Source organism: Streptomyces sp. NPDC048479, assembly GCF_040651435.1.
GTDB lineage: Bacteria > Actinomycetota > Actinomycetes > Streptomycetales > Streptomycetaceae > Streptomyces.
Window position 1 is genome coordinate 84,024 of sequence record NZ_JBEZKA010000024.1, and the last position, 18,079, is coordinate 102,102.

Genomic DNA, 18,079 nt, shown 5'->3' on the forward strand with positions numbered 1-18,079 from the left:
CGCGGCGCGGTCTCGGGTCACAACAGGTGTTTGAGAACTCCGCGCAGGGCGTCGGGCCGGTCGGCGACGGGCAGTGGGTCCACGAAGTGGACGGGCGAGCCCAGGGCCGCCGCTCCGGCGTCGGCCAGCCGGTCGTCGCCGATCATCGCCACGTCGCCCGGGGCCAGGCCCAGTTGCTGGTAGGCCACCCGGAAGAGGTTCGGGTCGGGCTTCTGGATCTCGTGCTCGAAGGAGAGCACATAGGCGTCCACGTACGCGTCCATCCCGTGGTGATGGAAGACGGGACGCAGGTCCCAGCCGATGTTGCTCACCACCACCACCCCCACCCCGTTGCCGTGCAGTGCGGCAAGCACCTCCATGGCGTCCGGGTAGGGCTGCCAGGCGGGGGCGGTCATATGGCGTTCGTAGAGGGCGTCGATCAGTTCGGGCCAGGGCAGCCCCGCCGCGCGCAGCAGACCGGTGTACGCCGCCCGGTGCCGTACGGCGTCCAGGTCCCGCTCCTGCCAGAGCCGCGTCAGTTCGGGGCCGGCGTCGCGGGGCGCGGGGCCGCCGGGCACCGCTCCGAAGTCCCGCAGCCGTCGTGCCCACAGACGCACGTCGTGGTCATGGACGGTCCGGCCGGAGTCCTCGACGACGGCGCGCAGCCAGCTCTCCGCGTCCTCCAGGTGGAAGAGCGTGCTGGAAAAGTCGAACATGCAGCCTTTGACGGCCATTGGGCCTCCTTCTTCATGGCACGGTGTGCGTCGGCCGGGGACGGGGGCCGTGGCGTCATGCCGGCGTCCGTCCGCGCCGGCCGCGGTGGAGCAGGTGCCCGAGCAGGGCCGCCACGGCGGCCAGCGCGGCGATCGTGGTCAGAGCCCTCGGCAGTCCGAAGCCCTCGGTGAGGAACCCGATGCACGGCGGGCCGAGCAGGATGCCGGAGTACCCCAGGGTGGACGCCACCGCGACGCCCTGGGAGCCACCGAGGGCGCCGGCACCGCCGACCGCGATGGGGAAGACGTTGGCGAGGCCCAGCCCGGTCAGCGCGTAGCCCAGCAGCACCAGCCACAACTGCGGAGCCAGGGCGCCCACGAGCATCCCCAGGGCCGCGAGGAGGCCTCCGGACACCAGGACGCGGGTGCCGCCCAGCCGTTCGAGAAACCAGGTGCCCGACATCCGGGAGACCGTCATCGTCAGCGCGAAGACTGCGTACCCGGCCGCCGCCGTGCCCGGTCCCGTGTGCAGGTCACCGGAAAGGTGCAGCGAGCCCCAGTCGGCCATCGCGCCCTCGCCGTACGCCGTGCAGAGGGTGATCAGTCCGTAGACGGTGATGAACAGCCGCGCACGGCCCGGGGCCGTCCGATCGTGCTCCCGCCGCTCCTCCGCCGGGGCGCCCCGCAGGTCGCTGCCGGCGGCCGGCGCCGGCGTGCGCAGCAGCACCCGGCCCGCGCAGGCGGTCACGACGAGTCCGGTGAGCGTCAGCAGCACCAGGTGGCTCAGCGGGCTCAGGTGGGGGGCAAGGATTCCGCCGAGTCCGGCACCCGCCAGTCCGCCGGCGCTGAAGGCCGCGTGGAACGAGGGGAGGATCGGGCGCCGGACGGCCTCCGCCAGTTCCACGGCCGCCGCGTTGAAGGCCACGTTGAGCCCCCCGTATGCGGCCCCGAAGACCAGCAGTACGAGGCCGAGTTGCGGGGCTGAGTGAGTCAGCGGGGGCAGGGTGACCGACAGCGAGAGCATGGCCGCGGTCACCACCGTGACCCGGTGGTTGCCGTAGCGCCGGCACAACCGGCCGGCGAGCAGCATCGTGGTGACGGAGCCCACCGACACGCCCAGCAGGGCCAGTCCGAGGGCGCCGGCCGAGGCGTCGACCTGCTCCTTGATGGCGGGGATGCGGACGACCCATCCCGCGAACACGAAACCGTCGAGGGCGAAGAAGAGGCTGATCGCCCGGCGCAGCCGGGTCACGGTCGTCGGGGTGGTGGCCGGACCGCGCCGTCCGGTGTCCGTGAGCTGATCCATGGGGTTCAACCGTTTCCGTGAGGAGCTTCGGCGGCGGGAAGCCGGGCGACGCCCGCACGGCGGCGGGCCGGCCGGACGCGTGTCATCAGGACGACGAGGGCCGTGGCGGCGAGGGCCGTGGCGGCAAGGCCCTGGAGGGCGGCGTACAGGTAGAAGTGCTCCGCACCGCCGCCGGACCGGGCGTACGAGTAGAGCCGCGCGGGGATGAACGGCGCCCCGGGCACAGGCTGGTGGGGAGCCCGGCCGGTCCGGCCCGCTTCTCAGAACGACGGATGCCAGACATCGCCGTCCTCGAATTCGACCCAGTAGGTCCGCGCGATCGCCTGCTTCGTCCGCTCCGCCGCGGCATGGTCGGGCAGGCGCAGCCAGATCAGCCCGGGCCGCTTGGTGTTGGCGGCGACAGGCAGCGGCACCTCGCCCGGACGGATGCCGATCTCGAAGTCGTCCACTCCCTCGACAGCGCGCAGGAGTTCGGCGTCGGCGGTGCGGCGGACCCGCTTCGCCGGCGGGATCAGGGAGACAACCATCCCGACGGCGGTGGTCGGGGGCAGGTGGGGGGAGGTCACACTCTCGCCGCCGGGCAGGAGGCTGCGCAGTACGGTGGCGATCTCGTCGACTCCGCCGGCGTGTTCGACCATCCGGAAGATCCGGAAGCCGCCGATGCGGGTCTGGGACTCGATGATCACCGGCCGTCCGTCGGGGGCCACTTTGACCTCGGTGTGGGTGAGGCCCCAGGTGTGGCCGATGGCGTCGAGAAAGGCCAGGACCGTGCGGCTGATGCTCTGAATGGGCCGGTCGTGGGGAGCCGGCGGCGGCACCGAGATTTCGGTGATCGCGAGGTTGGGGTAAGGGGCCAGCCGGCACAGCGAGATCCCGGCGACGGCGTGTTGGCCGCCGAGCGTCACGGTCTCAACGCTGTAGAGCACCTCTCCCTCGACGAGTTCCTCGGCCAGATAGGGCCCTTCGATCCAGAACCCGGCGTCGTCCAGCACGGCGCGGAGCTCGTCGGGGGTGCTGATCTGGCGTACCCCGACGCTTCCCGACCCGGCGACGGGCTTGACGATCAGGGGCAGGCCGTGGCTGGCGTGGAACGTCGCGAGACCCTCGGCGTCGGCGACCCGGGCCCAGCCGAGCGCGAGCTGCGGGTGGTCGGCGAGGATGCCGCGCATCCTGTCCTTGTAGCGGGTGGCCGCCACGGAGGCCAGGGGTAAGCCCCTGATGCCCAGCGCGTCGGCGATGACGGCGGAGCTCTCCAGGCCGAACTCGCCGAAGGACACACTGGCGTCCAGGGGGTGCTTCGCGTGGATGAGGCGGGCGGCCTCCAGGGCGGCGACGATCTGCTCGGCGGGTATCTCGTACACGAACCGGCAGCGGTCGAGGACATCCCGGTCGCGCGGAGTGAAGTCGTCGGTGGACCCGATGAAACTGACGTCGAACCCCAGGGACAGGGCGGTTTCGAGCACTCCGGCCCAGCCGCTGAGTACGAGGAGATGAGGAGTGCGCTCATCCACGGCCGTCACCCTCCATACGGACATGCACCTCACCGGCAGCGGACAGCGCGTTCTGCAGGGCCAGTTCGGATGTGGCCCCCGTGGCGAACAGCACGGCGACGCAGCCGTCCTGGTGGGCGACCGAGCGCACGGTCGCGCCGGCCGGCAGCGCCGGATGGAGGACGGGCGCGCCCGGGTGGCCGGTGAGCGTCTCCTGGCCCTCACACCCCAGGAAGACCCCCGATCGCGGGGCGTAGAGCCGCGCATGGGCGGCGCCGTGGGCCGGTGTCAGTGGCGCGTCCAGGAGAGCGGGGCGCCGCCGCAGTACGAGGTCGAGGAAGGTCGCGTAGAGGTTGATGCCCAGCGTCTGCGAGATCTCCTCGCCGAGCAGGGCTCCGCCGAGCCGGGGGTTGATCTCGACGACCTCGAAACCGTGGTCGGTCATGATGAATTCGGTGTGGGCGAAGCCTTCGGTGTACCCCACGGCCTTGAGCACCTGCTCGATCCACTGCTCGGCGTCCTTCGCCATGGCGGGGGGCAGAGCGACGGGGAAGCCGAGCGCCTCCTCACGGAACATCGGCGGTGGGGACAGGACGCGGCTGCTGACGCCGAGCACCCGGGTCCGGCCCTCCCAGCTGAGGGTCTCGATGCTGTACAGCGGACCGAGGAAGTACGGTTCGGCGGTCAGCTGTCCGCGCAGGTTGCGGCGCCGGGACTCGGGTAGCACGGCGGTGAGTTCGTCGAGGGTACGGGCCAGCCAGACGTGCTCGCTGCCGGTGCCGGCACTGTCCTTCACAACGAGGGGCAGACCGACCCGGGCGGCCAGGGCCGTGGCGTCGTCGTCGGCGGTGACGGGGGCCCCGTCGACGCGGGAGAGCCCGTGCTCGTACAGGAACCGGCGCAACCGGGCCTTGTCGCGGACCAGGCGCACGCAGGCGGGGTCCTGTCCGGCGAGGCCCAGTTGTTCACGGACTGCGAGGGCCACCAGGCTCCAGCTGTCGGTGGTGTTGACGAGACCCGCCACGTCGCCGATCCGGCGGATCGTGCCGACGACCTCCGCCACATCGTGGGTGTTCACGTCATGGACGACCAGGTGGGGGCTGTCGACCGTGGACAGTTCGTGCAGGTACTCCGACCGGTCACAGGTCAGGAGATGGACGGTCAGGCCTTGCTCGGCAGCCGCGGCCACGAGCCGGCCCAGGCCGAACTGCAGCCACTCCAGAGCGATGACGTTCCGGCCCGGGGGTGTGTTCACCGGTGGTTCTCCTTGCTTCGGGGGTGGAAGGGCCGGCGGCTCCAGTCCATGACCGACCAGGGGAAGGTCAGTTGTTCCAAGGTGTCGATGTACGCGGGCATCAGGCCCTCGACGCTTCCGGCGACCGGGGAACGGGCGTAGACGTTCTCCGCGTAGCGGTGTCCCGTGTCCGCGGCGACGAAGACGCAGGGGCGCTCGGGGTCACGTGCGGCCTCCCACCGGGTGGCGAGGTAGTTGCAGCCCGAGGACATCCCCGCGTAGACGCCGTGGCGGCGGAAGAGGTCGATCGTGGCGGCCACCGCGCTGGTGAAGCCGATCCAGTGCACTCGGTCGTACAGCTCGTAGCGCACATTCCGCATGACAATGGGACTTCCGATGCCGGAGATGCTTGCCACCGGGTCCTCGACCGGGTCGCTGCCGAAGGTGACGCTCTCGAAGGGCTGAACGCCGACGAGCTCGATGTCGCTGTTGAGCTCGCGCAGATAGGTGCTGAGGCCGCCGGTCGAGGCACCGGTTCCGACGCCGCCTACCAGGGTGAGCGGTTCGCCGCCGAACTCCTTCTGCAGCAGCTCGGCGCACTCGCGGTAGCCCAGGTAGTGCACGTCGTCGTGATACTGCTGCATCCAGTGGACGTCGTCCTCGGTGTCGAGGATCCGGGCCACCCGCTCCAGGCGGGCGCCCTGGTCCATCTTGTCGACCAGCGGTCCGGGGGGTATCTCCACCTGGTCGACCTGGGCGCCCAGCATTTCGAACTGGCGGCGCACCTGGGCGTCGACCTTTGTCGAGCAGACGATGCGGCACTTCATGCCGTACTTGTGACAGGCCAGCGCCAGTGAATAGCCGTAGGTGCCACTGGAGCTGTCCATCAATGTGTCACCGGGCTTGACGACACCAGTAGCCAGCAGCTGACGGACGGCTTCGAGGGCCGAATGAAGTTTCATCATCTCGAAGCGCAACACATAGGTGTTGCGGTCCAGCCGGACCACATCCGGCTGTTTCATCGCGTCCGCGATGTGATCGAACACGTCCCCATCCTGTTCTGTCGAAATGGCATGGCCGGCCCGCCCCAGGAGAATGAAAGAACTCACGGAAAATGCTCCGGGATTTGTTCGTGGGGGGAGACGCGGCCGGCGCCGGGGGAACGCCGGCCGCGCCGTTGAAGGGGCGGAATGGGGTCAGGCGGCCACACCGACCGCTTCGGCGCCGGCGGTGATACCGAAGGTGCGGTACGCGGTGCGGGTGGTGAGGAAGCCGATGTCCTCGTCCGACAGACCGTTGGCCTTCGCGTTGGCGATGTGCAGGGCCAGCGGCTGCGAGCCGGCCGCGACGACGCCGTTCTCCTCGTACCACAGCCCGTTGTCACCGGTGTGGTGCAGCGGCCGGCCGCCGAGCCGGGCGGAGTCGCACCGGTCGGTCATGATCATCGCGTTGCGCGGCCCCATCAGCTGGACGGCGCGGGTGGCCAGGGCCAGGTCCACGTGCTCGCCGTCGAAATTGATGCACGCGGCGATGCGGCAGTTGACCGCCTGCCGGATGATGGCGCCCGGCACGGGGCCCGCAACCTCGCTGATGTTGTCGAGGGTCCAGTTGGGCACGTCGTACGACTCGATGATCCGGTCGCGCTCCCGGCGGGCCCGCTCCGTCCGGAAGGCGTGCCGGATGTTGAGCGGCATGTCGTTGAACAGGTGGTCGGTCGTCACCCGCACCCCGGTGCCGTTCCACTCCGACTGGTAGGCCGTCTCCACGATGGCGTCCACCGTGTCCGCGCTGCGCCGGGGGTCGTCACGGGTGAAGTGTCCGAGCGCCGGGCGCACTCCGTGGGCCAGGAGCGTCGGCACGATCCAGGAGAAGTCGCTGGTGCGCAGGTTCGGGTCGTCATGGAGGACGGACTCCGGGGAGTAGGCGTCGGGCGAGACGACCGTGTAGACCAGGCCGTGCTCACCCAGGCCGGCCAGCCGCTCCCACTCCGCACGGCTGGGCGCCCAGACGGTGGAGGTGGGGGTGCCGCCCCGGTGCGACAGGAGCGGGCCCTCGAGCGCCACGCCCGGCACATGCGGGAGCAGCCCGTCCTGGCGCATGCTCGCGTAGCGGCGCATGAACTCCTCGAACTCGCCGAGGCGGTCGCGGTGCAGGTACATCGTCGGCAGGGCGAGCACGCCCTCGCCCGCACACCACTTGTCGAGGCGGGTCAGGTCCACGCGGGTGAAGTCGGAGAAGTCCACGTCCCCGAATCCATGGCAGTGCACCTCCACCGGGCGCATACCGTTCTCGTCCGGCTCGAACGGTTTCACGCCGGGTGCAGCTTCTGTCGAACTCATCGGTCAAAGCTCCCTCTTCGGTCGGGGGGTTCGCCTTGATTCTGGGGCGCCCGCAGGCTCGGTATCCAGTCCAGATCATGGTCATGAAGCTGCATTGCAGGTTGCTGAAGGAGCGGAAAGCAGGGGCCTCGGGCGTATTCTCACGGTGCCGGGCCGCGCGATCTTTATGGGCGGTGTACGCATGAACGGCCCGCGGATCCCCACGAATTCACCGCACTCAGCACCTCCGACCCCCCTTCATTCCACGGGAGCGAACCTCCATGTCTTCTTCTGCGGTCATATCCGACCGGGAAACCACTTCGTCCCGCCGAGGCCGCCGAGCCCTTTTATCCAGCGTCTCGTCCGATTCCCACACCTGGAATCTCGTGTATCTCCAGCTGCTGCTCGAGGAGCTGGACCACGAGGTGCGCAACGTCGGCGCCTGTGTGCCGGACGAGCTCCTTGTCCAGGAGTGCCGCCGCCACCGCCCGGACCTGCTGGTGATCAGCAGCGTCAACGGCCACGGCTTCCTCGACGGGCGCCGGCTGATCGCCCGGCTGCGACGGGAGCCGGACCTCGCGGAGCTCCCCGTCGTCATCGGCGGCAAGCTCGGTACCGAGGGCGCGGCCGAGGGAACGTACGGACCCGAGCTGCTGGCCGCCGGTTTCACGGCCGTTTTCGAGGGCGATGCCGCCATCGAGGAGTTCCGCGCGTATGTGGACCCGGCCCGCGTACGCGGGCCCGCCGCGCCACCGGTCATGGCGGGAGCGGCCGCGTGAGGAGCGCTCCGCGCGGCGCTCGCGACTTCACGCCGGCCGCACCGCCGTTCGGCGCGGCGGTCGCGGCGGCCAAGGCGGCGGGTGAGCTGGTCGTACAGCCCCGGATGGGATTTCCCACCGGACCGGCCATGCGGCGTGGCCTGGAGGCGGTCCGGGATGTGCCGTCGCGCACCGTCGGCACCATCACGCTGGACAGCTACACCCGAGTCGGGGACCACGGCTCCGCGCGCCGCGCGCTCGACAACGGCGAGAGCCTCAACGGCTACCCCCTCGTCGCCCATGGGCCCACTGCCGCCCGGTGGTTGACCGCGGGACTGGGCGGCCGCCACTTCGCGGTCCAGGTGCGGCACGGCTCGTCGCTGCCCCTGGACATCTTCCGGGTGCTGCTCGACTCCGGACTCGACGCCACCGAGGGCGGACCGGTCTCGTACTGCCTGCCCTACAGCCGTACTCCGCTGTCGCGGTCGGTGGACGCCTGGGCCCGCTGCTGCGAGCTGCTGGCCGACCGCTCGCCCACCGCTCACCTGGAGAGCTTCGGCGGCTGTCTGCTCGGCCAGCTGTGCCCACCGGGTCTGCTGGTGGCGATGGCCGTCCTGGAAGGCATGTTCTTCGAGCAGCACGGACTGCGCGACATCTCCCTCAGCTACGCCCAGCAGACCGACTTCGGCCAGGACGTGGCGGCGATCGCGGCGCTGCGCCGGCTCGGCGGGGAGAGACTGACCCGGTCCTCCTGGCACATCGTGCTCTACACGTACATGGGCGTCTTCCCCCGGACCGAGGCGGGCGCGCTCGCTCTGCTGCGTCACAGCGCGTCGCTCGCCGCCCGCACGGGAGTCGAACGCCTCATCGTGAAGACCCCGGCGGAAGCCCATCGCATCCCCACCGTGGAGGACAACGTCCGGGCATTGGAAGAGGCGGCCCGGTCGGCGGCGGACACAGACACCACGCCGCCGGGCGAGACGGCCGACGACGGGGTGTACGAGGAGGCCCGGACGCTGGTGGACGCGGTTCTGGACCTCCACCCGGACGTGGGGACCGCCCTCGTCAAAGCCTTCGCGCGCGGCTGTCTGGACGTTCCGTACTGCCTGCACGCCGACAACGCCCAGCGCTCCCGCAGCTACATCGACGGCGACGGGCGACTGCGGTGGCTCTCCGTGGGCGCCATGCCGATACGCGCCGCAGCCCCGCCCCGGAGCTCCCGGCTCCGCGCGGACGACCTCATCGACATGCTCTCCCACGTCCAGTCGACGTTCGACTGCGCCGCCCTCGCCTGGGCGTGACCGCGCGACGCGAAACCGGCGTTGTACCGCGGCTCCACGCCTCCCGCGCCGCCCTCCGCTCTCCGTCCCCCCACCGCTACCGATCCGTGCGGCCCACACCGCAACCCTCGTGGCACAAGGAGAATCGCAGTGAACCTCCCCATACCCCCGCACGATGACTACACCATCGCCGTCGTCGGCACGGGACCCCGGGGCCTCTCCGTACTGGAACGCCTCGCCGTCCTCCTGAGCGACAGCGGTACGGACCCGCGCCCCGTCCGCATCTACGCCATCGATGCCGTGGAGGTCGGGGCCGGCTGCGTCTGGCGGACCGACCAGGACGACTGGTACACGATGAACACCGTCATCGGACAGGTCACCATGTTCTCCGGTGAACCCGACGGCGGCCGGCCCCGTCCCGGCGCCGGGCCCTCCCTCGACGAGTGGCTGGCCGGCTTCTCGCCGGACGCGGACAGCCGGCCGGCCCTCGGCCCGGACGACTTCGCCTCCCGCCGCGACTACGGGCGCTATCTGAGGTTCGTCTACCGCACGATCACCGACGAACTGCCCTCCCACGTACGCCTGATCCCCGTCCGGGCGCGGGTGACGGCGATCCGGCCCGGGCCGCTGGGCGACTACCGGGTGACCCTGGACGGCTCCCGGGCCCTCACGGCCGACCGGGTCGTGCTGGCGACGGGGCATCCCAGGAACGACCCCGACGGCTTCGACCGTTCCATGCTCCGATTCGCCGAGGGCCGGCCGGGGGTGCGTTATATCGGCGGCGACTCGGCCGCGAACATGGACCTCGACGGCGCCGTGCGCCCCGGATCCACCGTGGCGATCCGCGGACTGGGCCTCTCCTTCTACGACGTCCTGTTGTCGCTGACCGTCGGCCGGGGCGGCGCGTTCGTCCGCGACGGGGACGGACGCCTGCGGTACGTGCCGGGGGGACGCGAGCCCCGCATCGTCGCCGGCTCGCGCAGCGGTCTGCCCATCCCGGCGCGCGGACGCAACCAGAAGGAGCCCGGGTATGTCCATCCCGCCCGGTTCCTCACCCAGAGGGCCATCGCGGCGGCCAGGGCACGCCGCCGGGCCGCGACCGGCAGCACACGCCTCGACTTCGACGAGGACATCCTGCCGCTGCTGCTCAAGGAGATCGAGCACGTCTACTGCACCACGCATGTGCGGGCCGCATCCGGAGTCGAGGAGGCGGAGCGGTTCGCCCACCTGCACGCGGCAAAGCTGGCGGCGGGTGACGACACCTCCGTACTGCTCAAGGAGGCGGGGCTGGGGGACGTCCCCGCCCTGGACCTGTGGGCGCTGGCCCGCCCCTTCGCGGGCGAGGCCTTCCCGAGCCACGAGCATTGGCAGGAGCGCCTGTTCGCCGTGATGCGACGCGACCTCGACGATGCCGCGCTCGGCACACTTGACGGTCCGCTGAAAGCCGCGCTGGACGCCCTGCGGGACCTGCGCGGCGTCGTGCGGTCGGCCATCGACTACGGCGGCCTGCTGCCCGCGTCCCATCGCGACGCGTTCCTCGGCGGTTACGCCCCCGTCAACGCCCTGCTGTCCGCCGGGCCTCCCATGGTCCGCACCGAGCAACTGATCGCGCTCATGGAGGAGGGACTGGTCGAGATCGTGGGGCCGGACACCAGGTTCGGCGCCGACGAGGCGACCGGCCGGTTCACGGTCCACTCCCCCCAGGTGCCGGGCTCCGAACGGGCCGCCGACGTACTGATCGACGCACGCATTCCCGCTCCGGCCCTGCCACGCGACAGCTCGCCTCTCACCCGTCAGCTGCTGAGGGGCGGAGTGATCCGTGAGTTCGTCAACCACGACGCCGCATCCGGAACGGAGTTCGCCACCGGCGGGCTCGACATCGTCCAGGGGACCTTCCAGGTCCGCGACGCCGAGGGGCGGGCGCATCCGGGGCTGTACGCGCTGGGCATCCCCACGGAGCACGTGCGCTGGTTCACCCAGATCGGCAACGGCCGCCCCGGGGTGGCCACCGACTTCATGAAGGTGGCGGACACCGTCGCCAGGGAAGCCCTCGGTCCGCTCACAGCGGCACGCGAAAGCCGCGAGCAGCGCCCGTTCGCCGCCGCCCGGGCAGTCCTCGTGGGCCATGACGCTCCCGCGAACCGCTAGGTCGTCCCCGTACCGCTTCCACCACGAAAGGCAACACCATCCATGACTCTTCCTGACACCGATGCCACGCGCGCGTTCCGGGAGGCGCGCGATGTCCTGCTCGCCCATCGGGACGACCTCGACACGGCACGCCGACTGTTCCAGTGGCCACGGCTGGACCGCTTCAACTGGGCACTCGACTGGTTCGACGTGGTGGCCCGCGGCAATGCCCGGCCCGCACTGCGCGTCGTGGGGCCCGAGGGCGACACGGACTTCTCGTTCGACACCATGGCCCGCCGCTCGGACCAGGTGGCGTCCTGGCTCCAGGGGCTGGGGGTGCGCCGCAAGGATCCCCTGCTGCTTCTCCTCGACAACCGGGTGGAGTTGTGGGAGACGATGCTCGCCGCGACAAAACTCGGGGCGGTGATCGTCCCGACGTACACCACCACGACACCGGCCGAACTGACCGACCGCATCGAACGGGCGGGCGTACGGCATGTCGTTGCCGCCTCCGCTCTGGTGGACCGCCTGGCGGAGATCCCCGGCGACTGGACACGCATCGCGGTCGGCGCACAGCGGCCCGGCTGGGTGCCGTACACCGATTCCCTCGCGGCTCCCGCCGAGTTCAGCCCGCAGGGACGGTCGCTGGCCGACGACCCGCTCTTCTGCTACTTCACCTCGGGCACCACCTCGCGGCCGAAGATGGTGACCCACACCCACCTCAGCTATCCGGTCGGCCATCTCTCGGGGATGTACTGGAACGGGGTGCGTCCGGGCGACTTCCATCTGAATGTCTCCGCGCCGGGCTGGGCCAAGCACGCCTGGAGCTCGTTCTTCGTGCCGTGGAACGCCGAGGCCACGGTGGTTGCCCTGGCCGACCCGCGCCCGGGCCCCGACACGGTCCTGGACGCGCTGCGCACGAGGAACATCACCACACTCTGCGCCCCGCCCACGGTGTGGCGCGGCATGGTGCGTCAGGGTCTGGGCGAGCGGCCGGCGCGTTTGAGGGAAGCCGCCGCCGTCGGGGAGTCGCTGGAGCCGACGCTCTTCCACGCCGTACGGCAGGCCTGGGACCTGCCGGTCCGGGACGGTTTCGGACAGACCGAGACCACCGCCCAGATCGGCAACCCCCCGGGCCGGGAGCCCGCGCCGGGACGGATGGGATGGGCCCTGCCGGGCTATGACCTGGTGCCCATCGACCGGGAGACGGGCGACGAGGTGCCCGACGGCACGCCCGGCGAGCTGTGTGTACGCCTGTCGCCGCGTCCCGCCGGCATGATGACGGGCTACTCGGGCGACCCCGAGCGCACGGCCCGGGCCTTCGCGAACGGCCTCTACCACACGGGCGATCTGGTGGTGCGCCACGAGGACGGCGGCTTCACCTATGTCAGCCGCACAGACGACATGTTCAAATCGTTCGACCACCGGATCTCGCCTCTTGAGCTCGAATGGGCGCTGCTGCACAGTCCGTTGGTCGCCGACGCCGCGGTCGTTGCGGTCCCGCACCAGGTGGGGCTGTGGGAACCGAAAGCGTTCGTGGTCCTCGCCTCCGGCCACGAGCGGGACGCCGGGAGCGCCGGGGCCGTCTTCCGCCGTGTGATCGAGGAGCTGCCCCGCGAGAAGTGGGTGCGCGTCCTGGAATTCGTCGAGCGGCTGCCTCTGACGCCCTCCGGCAAGATCCGCCGAGCCGAGCTGCGGGACCGTCCGGAGACACCGGACATGGTCCACCGACTGCCGAACACCTGGGAAGGGGAAGGGGACTTCGATGGAAAAGCACATGGACGAGCCGAGCCCGCTGCTGTGCCTTTGCGCACACGTCACGGAGCGTGAGGTGGTCGAGGCCGTCGAGCGCGGAGCGCGCGACCTGCCGGCCGTGCGCGAGGCCACGGAGGCGAACACCGGCTGCGGCGACTGCGCCCACGACATCGAGGGCCTGATCGCCGACTGCCAGGAGCGGACCACGGTGCGCACCGCCCGCCGCTGACCGTACGACGCGGGCCGGAGGCCGCACACCGGCCCGCGCATCGACTCGCGCATCGACTCGCGCGCCGGGCGGGACGTGCGACGGGGAGGAGGGAGAGCCGGGCCCAGCGCCCGGCTCTCCGGCCGTTCAGCGGCGGACACGGTTGGCGAGGAGGGTGCCGGCCGTGGCGAGGACGAGCCCCGCGAGGGTGAGGGGGCCGAGCCGCTGCCCCAGGAGCACGGCCCCCAGACCTGCCGTGCTCATCGGAACCAGATAGAACAGGCTGCTGACCTGGCTCGTCCCATGACGCTGCAGCAGGTGGTAGAGCAGGCCGACGCCGACGATGGAGTTGATCAGCGCACTCCACAGCAGCACCGGCCAGTAGGCGGCGGTGAGGTCCACGTCCCACCCCTCGACCAGGAGGGCGGGTACGAGCACCACGGCCGCGGCGGACAGCAGTTGGACGGCATTGCCACTGACCGGGTCCATCTGTCCGCAGAAGCGTTTCTGGTACACGGTGCCCACGGAGATGCCCAGCAGCCCCAGTGCGAGGAAGCCCAGCCCCAGCAGGTAGCCGCCGGACAGTTGGATGCCGTCGGCGACCGCGAGGGCGACGCCGCCGAGGCCGAGCACCAGACCCAGATACTGGCCCGCCGATACCCGCTCATGGAGCAGCGGCACCGCCAGCAGTGACGCGGTCAGCGGGTAGAGCGCGATGATCAGGGCCGCGAGCCCGGAGGGCACTCCGAGGTCCATTCCCATGTAGATGCTGGAGAACTGGACCGCTTGGACGAGGGTGCCCGCGACGGCCAGGTGCAGCAACCTGCGTCCCCGGGGCAGATGTTGGCGGCGGATCCCGGCGACAGCCAGGAGTACCAGGCCGGCGACGGCGAAGCGTAACGACGCGAAGGTGTAGGGCGCCGCGTGACGCAGACCGAGCTTGCCGGAGATGAACCCGGAGCTCCAGACCACCACGAGCGCCGCACGGGTGGACAGGTCGGCCAGTCGGGCCGTGGGCCGTGCGGCCGCCACGTCCGGTTCACGGCTCGGGGCCGCGGACCACTCGGGATTCTCGACGGGCGGGTTCGGACTCTTCACCGCTGACACTCCCCTCGTGTGCAATAAAAAGCACTGTAGAGCAGAATATCGCTCAGGGCGAGAGGGGTCTGCCCTCCTGTCCCGAGGGGCCCGCATTCCTCTCCCGAGGCGTCCGCATTCCTCTCCCGAGGCGTCCGCCCTCCCGCGCTTGCGCCCGGACAGCGAGAAGCCCCACGGACGTACATCCGTGGGGCCGTCGAAGCCGGGAGACGAGAGAGCCGGACCGAGCCGACGAGTCAGTAGAGGCTGGAGAACAGGATCCCGACCAGCTGGGCCGGCTCGTCGGTGTCGTTTCGGAAGCTGTGCGGGTGGCCCGCCGACCACTGGACGCAGTCCCCGGCGCCCAGCACGTGATCCAGCCCGTTGTAGCGGGCCACGAGGGTGCCCCTGGTCACCATGATGAGGTCGGAGCCCTCGTGCTGAAGGTCTTCGGCGAGTCCGCTGTGTGGCTCGAAGTCCCCGGTCACCACCTGGTATCCGAGCTCCGGGGAGCGCAGTACCCGGTAGACCACGCCCGGTGCGCGGTCCAGTACTTCCTGCCCCTCCCTGGGGAAGAGCGAGGGGGTCGCCCGGCCCCGCGAAAAACCCAGGAACGAGCCGACATCGTGGTCGAACACCTTGGCCAGGCGGCCGAGCCGCTCCAGCGCGATGTCGGTCTCACCCCGCTCCAGAGCGGCCAGGAAGGAGACGGACAGGCCGCACTCCGCCGCCACTTGACGGAGCGACATTCCCTTGTGCGTGCGGAGCCGATGCAGCACTTCGCCGGGAGGCGGGAAACCGAGTTCCGGATCCCGCGAGGCGGTGGTAGGTGTGGAGGGGTCCGGCTCTCTCATGCCACGCATCCTAAGGCCGCCGCCCGCGCCTTCGGCGTGGCTCCGTGCGGCTCACCCCTGCCCGAGGAGCCCCGACTGCGCGATGAGGACTCCCAACTGGCAGCGGCTGCGGGCTCCGAGTTCCTGGTAGATCTTGGCGACATGGGTACGGCAGGTCCGCACGCTCAGTCCGATGCGGCGGGCAATCGCCTCATCGGTCTCGCCCTCCGCGAGCAGTTGGATGATGGACATCCGGACACTGGAGACCAGTTCGCTCACGTCCGCCGCACGGTTCTGGCTCTCGAACGGTCTGGCGTTCACCCACGCGCGCCCGAAGACCCCCAGCAGGAAGTCGACAACACCAGGCTGCCGGATGGCCACAGCCACGTCACGGTTGCTGTCCGCCGGGATGAAGGCCAGCTCACGATCGAAAATGATCATCTGCTCGAAGGAGTCACCGAGCGTGCGCACCTCTCCGCCGGCTCTGCCGATCCGCTCCACGCGCTTTCTCGTGGGCCCGTCGAAGCGGGTGGAGTGCTGGTACAGCGTCCGCGCCCTGACCTGTCGCTTGAGCGTGGATTCGGGCGGCTCCCACGCGTTCTGCAGGACGTCGGCGGCGCTGCGGCCACCTCCGGGGCGGGCGACCAGCATCTCGGAGTCGCAGTTCTCCGCGGCCGCCATGATCTCCCCGGCGATGGCGTCCGCTCCCACGACGGTCTGGAACGGCTCCGCGAGGTAGGACTCGCGCAGCGTCCGTTCATGCACTTCCTGAAAGACAGCCAACTCCGCCTGTATTCGCTCCGACTGGCGCTCCATGCGCGCGATCTGCGAATGCAGTGGAGCAAGCCTCCGGGAGGCCGCCGTGCGCGGGGCGACGGGGACCAGCACGCTGCGGTCGTCGGCCAGCGGCCGCATGAGCTCCCCGTCCACCAGCAGCCGGACCGCCCGGTCCATTCGGGAGTCGTCCCAGCCGAGCTCCCCCGCCGCCTGGGAAACACAGAGAACTTGGCACCGTATCGCCAGCCGGTAGAGCTCCTCCAGATCTTCGGTCTCCCGTAACAGATCGGGGTACCGGGTCTTGAGGTCTTCCTGCATCTCTTCCCCCTCGGTGCGTCCAACAGCGTTGCCGCGTAAGGGAAGAACTCCCGCGCGGCACTCAAGGAAAGGGCTGCCCTGTCCGTGGCAAGGGCTTGACCATAGAGTGTCACTTATAATGGCCGATCGTCCTTAATATCGCACGGACGCGTGAGTCCGTCAACCGTGGCGAACGGAGGTTCCCTAAACCGTGGGCACCCGTCCGTCACGGCGGACAGCCTCTTCCGTCGAGTCGAAATCCCGGATGACCGGCGAGGAGTAGGCCATGGCGACCTGCACCAGGAACGAGGTTTCCTCATGGAGGTCTGCGGTACGGGAGGCGGCCGCCTCCACCGGCAGGGGCTGCGGTGGCAGATGATCCAGCATGGCGCGGCGGGCCTGGCGCAGCACACATGCCAGCACCGCGGCGTCATGGCTGACGGGGGGCGTTCGTACCGTCCGCAGATAGGCACGGGCCCGGTCGGGGACCGACGGCCGGCAGTACCCCTGCAGGACGAGAAGGGCGTCGCGGATCTCGATGATCTTGCGGTACTGGAGCAGGGAGAAGGGCCCGTGCGGGCGCAGGAGTTCGGCCGGCCGTGAGCGGCGTCGGTCCAGCACGACATGCGGTACGAGGGAGGTGAGGTCGTACCAGAGCGGCCAGAGCCGCCAGATCGTCATGATGCGCCGCACCGTCTGACGGGCCGCGGAGACCACCGGGATCGTGATGGCCGACGCTCTCAGCAGTGCGTGGAGAACCATGCAGAACGGCAGCACCGCCGCGACCCAGTCGACCGGAAGAGCCAGCCGAAGCCCCTGGCCGATCCAGTACAGCCCGGCGAACGCGGTCCCAAGGCCGAAGAGGCGCAGGGTGGTTCTCGTCACGCGGTTGTCGCTGCGGCGGCTGTAGCGGCCGCACACCGCCGCGCAGGCGGCGTCGGCCGTCAGATGGGCGCCTATCAGGATCAGCCAGTACGCCAGGCCGGGGTGGCAGGAGCCCATGTGCTCGATGCCGTGCTCGGCGTGGGAAGGCGCGAGGCGGTCCTCGACGACCAGCGCGAGGATGACACCAACCGTCATGAAATACAGGGCGTTCCGGTATCTGCGGCCACTGCCGGTCGCGGTGACGACGAAGTCCAGCACAGCGCTCGCCGAGACGACCCCGAAGAGGTTCGTCAGCAGGCTGAGGACATGGAACGATTCACCGGTTCGCCGGACCAGACACCCGGTGACGAGGCTGAGCGTCATGGCCGCGGCCGCGGTCGCCACCGCCAGCCACAGCCCGCGCTGCCGGGGCAGACGGACCGTCGAAGGGGCCCGTAGCACCACGGCGATCCACAGGACCACGACCGCGACGGTTTCCAGTCGGCGGCCGAGGACGACCCACTCAGCGATCACGTGATGTTCCGACGCCCAGCGCCGCTTCCAGCGGGTTCGGGGAGCCGACCGTGCCCGCCGGGTCCCCACCCCGCAACCGCCCCTGCCAGGTGCCCAACACACTGGCGAACATCTCGGCCTCCTGCTCCTCCCGCGTGGTGTAGTCGGTACGCCCGAGGAGGCGTTCGATCAGCCGGGGGCTCAGATCGGGAAGAAGCGTGGTCAGGCCACCGAACTCGTCGGCCCCGACGGAGTGATGGTCGAAGAGCATGTGCCCGATCTCGTGGAGCACGATGTGTTCCTGGTGCGAGCGGGTCGTCTGCTGCTCGAAGAAGATGTGGTCGTCGGTGCTGGTGGCCAGCCACAGACCACAGGCCCCCGCCGTCGCTGCCTGGAGCGGCAGCGGATGGAGGTGCAGTGTGCGTCCCCGTTGCGCTTCCAGTCTCTGGCGGAGCAGGTCGAGGGAGAACGGGCGAGGCGGGTCGAGCTGTTCCAGTAGCGCCTCGCAACGCCGACGGAGCTTGACGTACCTGGCCGGCATGCGGTGTGC

The 18,079-nt window shown here is 70.3% G+C and carries 17 protein-coding genes; 5 read left to right on the forward strand and 12 right to left on the reverse strand.

Going from position 1 to position 18,079, the window contains the following annotated elements; genetic code table 11:
- Nucleotides 1-17 precede the first annotated feature (17 nt).
- From AB0D12_RS30915 to AB0D12_RS30945, 7 genes are all read right to left on the reverse strand, one after another.
- Complete coding sequence (locus AB0D12_RS30915) at nt 18-713, reverse strand: HAD family hydrolase (protein ID WP_362690001.1); 696 nt, start codon at nt 711-713, stop codon at nt 18-20.
- A 55-nt stretch (nt 714-768) separates the two neighbouring features.
- Entirely contained in the window at nt 769-1,998 is a 1,230-nt protein-coding gene (locus AB0D12_RS30920) for an MFS transporter (RefSeq protein WP_362690004.1), read from the reverse strand.
- Nucleotides 1,999-2,003: 5 nt separating this feature from the next.
- The gene (locus AB0D12_RS30925) at nt 2,004-2,222 is read right to left on the reverse strand and encodes a hypothetical protein (RefSeq protein WP_362690007.1); all 219 of its coding nucleotides are present in this window, start codon (nt 2,220-2,222) and stop codon (nt 2,004-2,006) included.
- A 36-nt stretch (nt 2,223-2,258) separates the two neighbouring features.
- A complete protein-coding gene (locus AB0D12_RS30930; protein ID WP_362690010.1) occupies nt 2,259-3,509 on the reverse strand; it encodes an ATP-grasp domain-containing protein in 1,251 nt (416 codons plus the stop codon).
- Nucleotides 3,502-4,743: an ATP-grasp domain-containing protein gene (locus tag AB0D12_RS30935; protein WP_362690013.1), complete on the reverse strand. Its 1,242-nt coding sequence runs from the start codon at nt 4,741-4,743 to the stop codon at nt 3,502-3,504. Before AB0D12_RS30935 ends, AB0D12_RS30930 begins: the two co-directional genes overlap by 8 nt.
- Complete coding sequence (locus AB0D12_RS30940; protein ID WP_362690016.1) at nt 4,740-5,768, reverse strand: pyridoxal-phosphate dependent enzyme; 1,029 nt, start codon at nt 5,766-5,768, stop codon at nt 4,740-4,742. The genes AB0D12_RS30935 and AB0D12_RS30940 overlap by 4 nt, the downstream gene beginning before the upstream one ends.
- A 150-nt stretch (nt 5,769-5,918) precedes the next feature.
- Complete coding sequence (locus AB0D12_RS30945; RefSeq protein ID WP_362690019.1) at nt 5,919-7,061, reverse strand: hypothetical protein; 1,143 nt, start codon at nt 7,059-7,061, stop codon at nt 5,919-5,921.
- Between the two features lie 260 nt (nt 7,062-7,321).
- Here AB0D12_RS30945 and AB0D12_RS30950 point away from each other — a divergent pair, with 260 nt between their 5' ends.
- From AB0D12_RS30950 to AB0D12_RS30970, 5 genes are all read left to right on the forward strand, one after another.
- On the forward strand, nt 7,322-7,819 hold the full coding sequence (locus AB0D12_RS30950; RefSeq protein ID WP_362690022.1) for a cobalamin B12-binding domain-containing protein: 498 nt from the start codon (nt 7,322-7,324) through the stop codon (nt 7,817-7,819).
- On the forward strand, nt 7,816-9,099 hold the full coding sequence (locus tag AB0D12_RS30955; RefSeq protein ID WP_362690025.1) for a methylaspartate mutase: 1,284 nt from the start codon (nt 7,816-7,818) through the stop codon (nt 9,097-9,099). The genes AB0D12_RS30950 and AB0D12_RS30955 overlap by 4 nt, the downstream gene beginning before the upstream one ends.
- Nucleotides 9,100-9,228: 129 nt before the next feature.
- Nucleotides 9,229-11,226, forward strand: a complete 1,998-nt coding sequence (locus tag AB0D12_RS30960; RefSeq protein WP_362690028.1) for an FAD/NAD(P)-binding protein — start codon at nt 9,229-9,231, stop codon at nt 11,224-11,226.
- A gap of 42 nt (nt 11,227-11,268) precedes the next feature.
- Nucleotides 11,269-13,035, forward strand: coding sequence for an AMP-binding protein (locus AB0D12_RS30965; protein WP_362690031.1), 1,767 nt, complete (start codon nt 11,269-11,271; stop codon nt 13,033-13,035).
- A gap of 1 nt (nt 13,036) precedes the next feature.
- On the forward strand, nt 13,037-13,189 hold the full coding sequence (locus AB0D12_RS30970) for a (2Fe-2S)-binding protein (protein WP_362690034.1): 153 nt from the start codon (nt 13,037-13,039) through the stop codon (nt 13,187-13,189).
- Nucleotides 13,190-13,315: 126 nt separating this feature from the next.
- On the opposite strand, the gene AB0D12_RS30975 is transcribed toward AB0D12_RS30970, so the two are convergent.
- The 5 genes from AB0D12_RS30975 to AB0D12_RS30995 all read right to left on the reverse strand — a co-directional run bounded on the left by AB0D12_RS30975 (nt 13,316) and on the right by AB0D12_RS30995 (nt 18,070).
- Nucleotides 13,316-14,266, reverse strand: a complete 951-nt coding sequence (locus tag AB0D12_RS30975; RefSeq protein WP_362690037.1) for a DMT family transporter — start codon at nt 14,264-14,266, stop codon at nt 13,316-13,318.
- A gap of 236 nt (nt 14,267-14,502) precedes the next feature.
- The gene (locus AB0D12_RS30980; RefSeq protein ID WP_362690040.1) at nt 14,503-15,099 is read right to left on the reverse strand and encodes a cupin domain-containing protein; all 597 of its coding nucleotides are present in this window, start codon (nt 15,097-15,099) and stop codon (nt 14,503-14,505) included.
- Nucleotides 15,100-15,150: 51 nt separating this feature from the next.
- A complete protein-coding gene (locus tag AB0D12_RS30985) occupies nt 15,151-16,173 on the reverse strand; it encodes a LuxR C-terminal-related transcriptional regulator (protein WP_362690043.1) in 1,023 nt (340 codons plus the stop codon).
- 183 nt (nt 16,174-16,356) lie between these two features.
- A complete protein-coding gene (locus AB0D12_RS30990) occupies nt 16,357-17,550 on the reverse strand; it encodes an MAB_1171c family putative transporter (RefSeq protein ID WP_362690046.1) in 1,194 nt (397 codons plus the stop codon).
- A complete protein-coding gene (locus AB0D12_RS30995; RefSeq protein ID WP_362690049.1) occupies nt 17,540-18,070 on the reverse strand; it encodes a hypothetical protein in 531 nt (176 codons plus the stop codon). The genes AB0D12_RS30990 and AB0D12_RS30995 overlap by 11 nt, the downstream gene beginning before the upstream one ends.
- Nucleotides 18,071-18,079: the final 9 nt, after the last annotated feature.

Excerpts from the sequence above, each read along its gene's own strand:
- AB0D12_RS30980 (WP_362690040.1), bottom strand. The coding sequence starts at position 15,099 with ATGAGAGAGCCGGACCCCTCCACACCTACCACCGCCTCGCGGGATCCG.
- AB0D12_RS30985 (WP_362690043.1), bottom strand. The coding sequence starts at position 16,173 with ATGCAGGAAGACCTCAAGACCCGGTACCCCGATCTGTTACGGGAGACC.
- AB0D12_RS30945 (WP_362690019.1), bottom strand. The coding sequence starts at position 7,061 with ATGAGTTCGACAGAAGCTGCACCCGGCGTGAAACCGTTCGAGCCGGAC.
- AB0D12_RS30995 (WP_362690049.1), bottom strand. The coding sequence starts at position 18,070 with ATGCCGGCCAGGTACGTCAAGCTCCGTCGGCGTTGCGAGGCGCTACTG.
- AB0D12_RS30915 (WP_362690001.1), bottom strand. The coding sequence starts at position 713 with ATGGCCGTCAAAGGCTGCATGTTCGACTTTTCCAGCACGCTCTTCCAC.
- AB0D12_RS30950 (WP_362690022.1), top strand. The coding sequence starts at position 7,322 with ATGTCTTCTTCTGCGGTCATATCCGACCGGGAAACCACTTCGTCCCGC.
- AB0D12_RS30920 (WP_362690004.1), bottom strand. The coding sequence starts at position 1,998 with ATGGATCAGCTCACGGACACCGGACGGCGCGGTCCGGCCACCACCCCG.
- AB0D12_RS30965 (WP_362690031.1), top strand. The coding sequence starts at position 11,269 with ATGACTCTTCCTGACACCGATGCCACGCGCGCGTTCCGGGAGGCGCGC.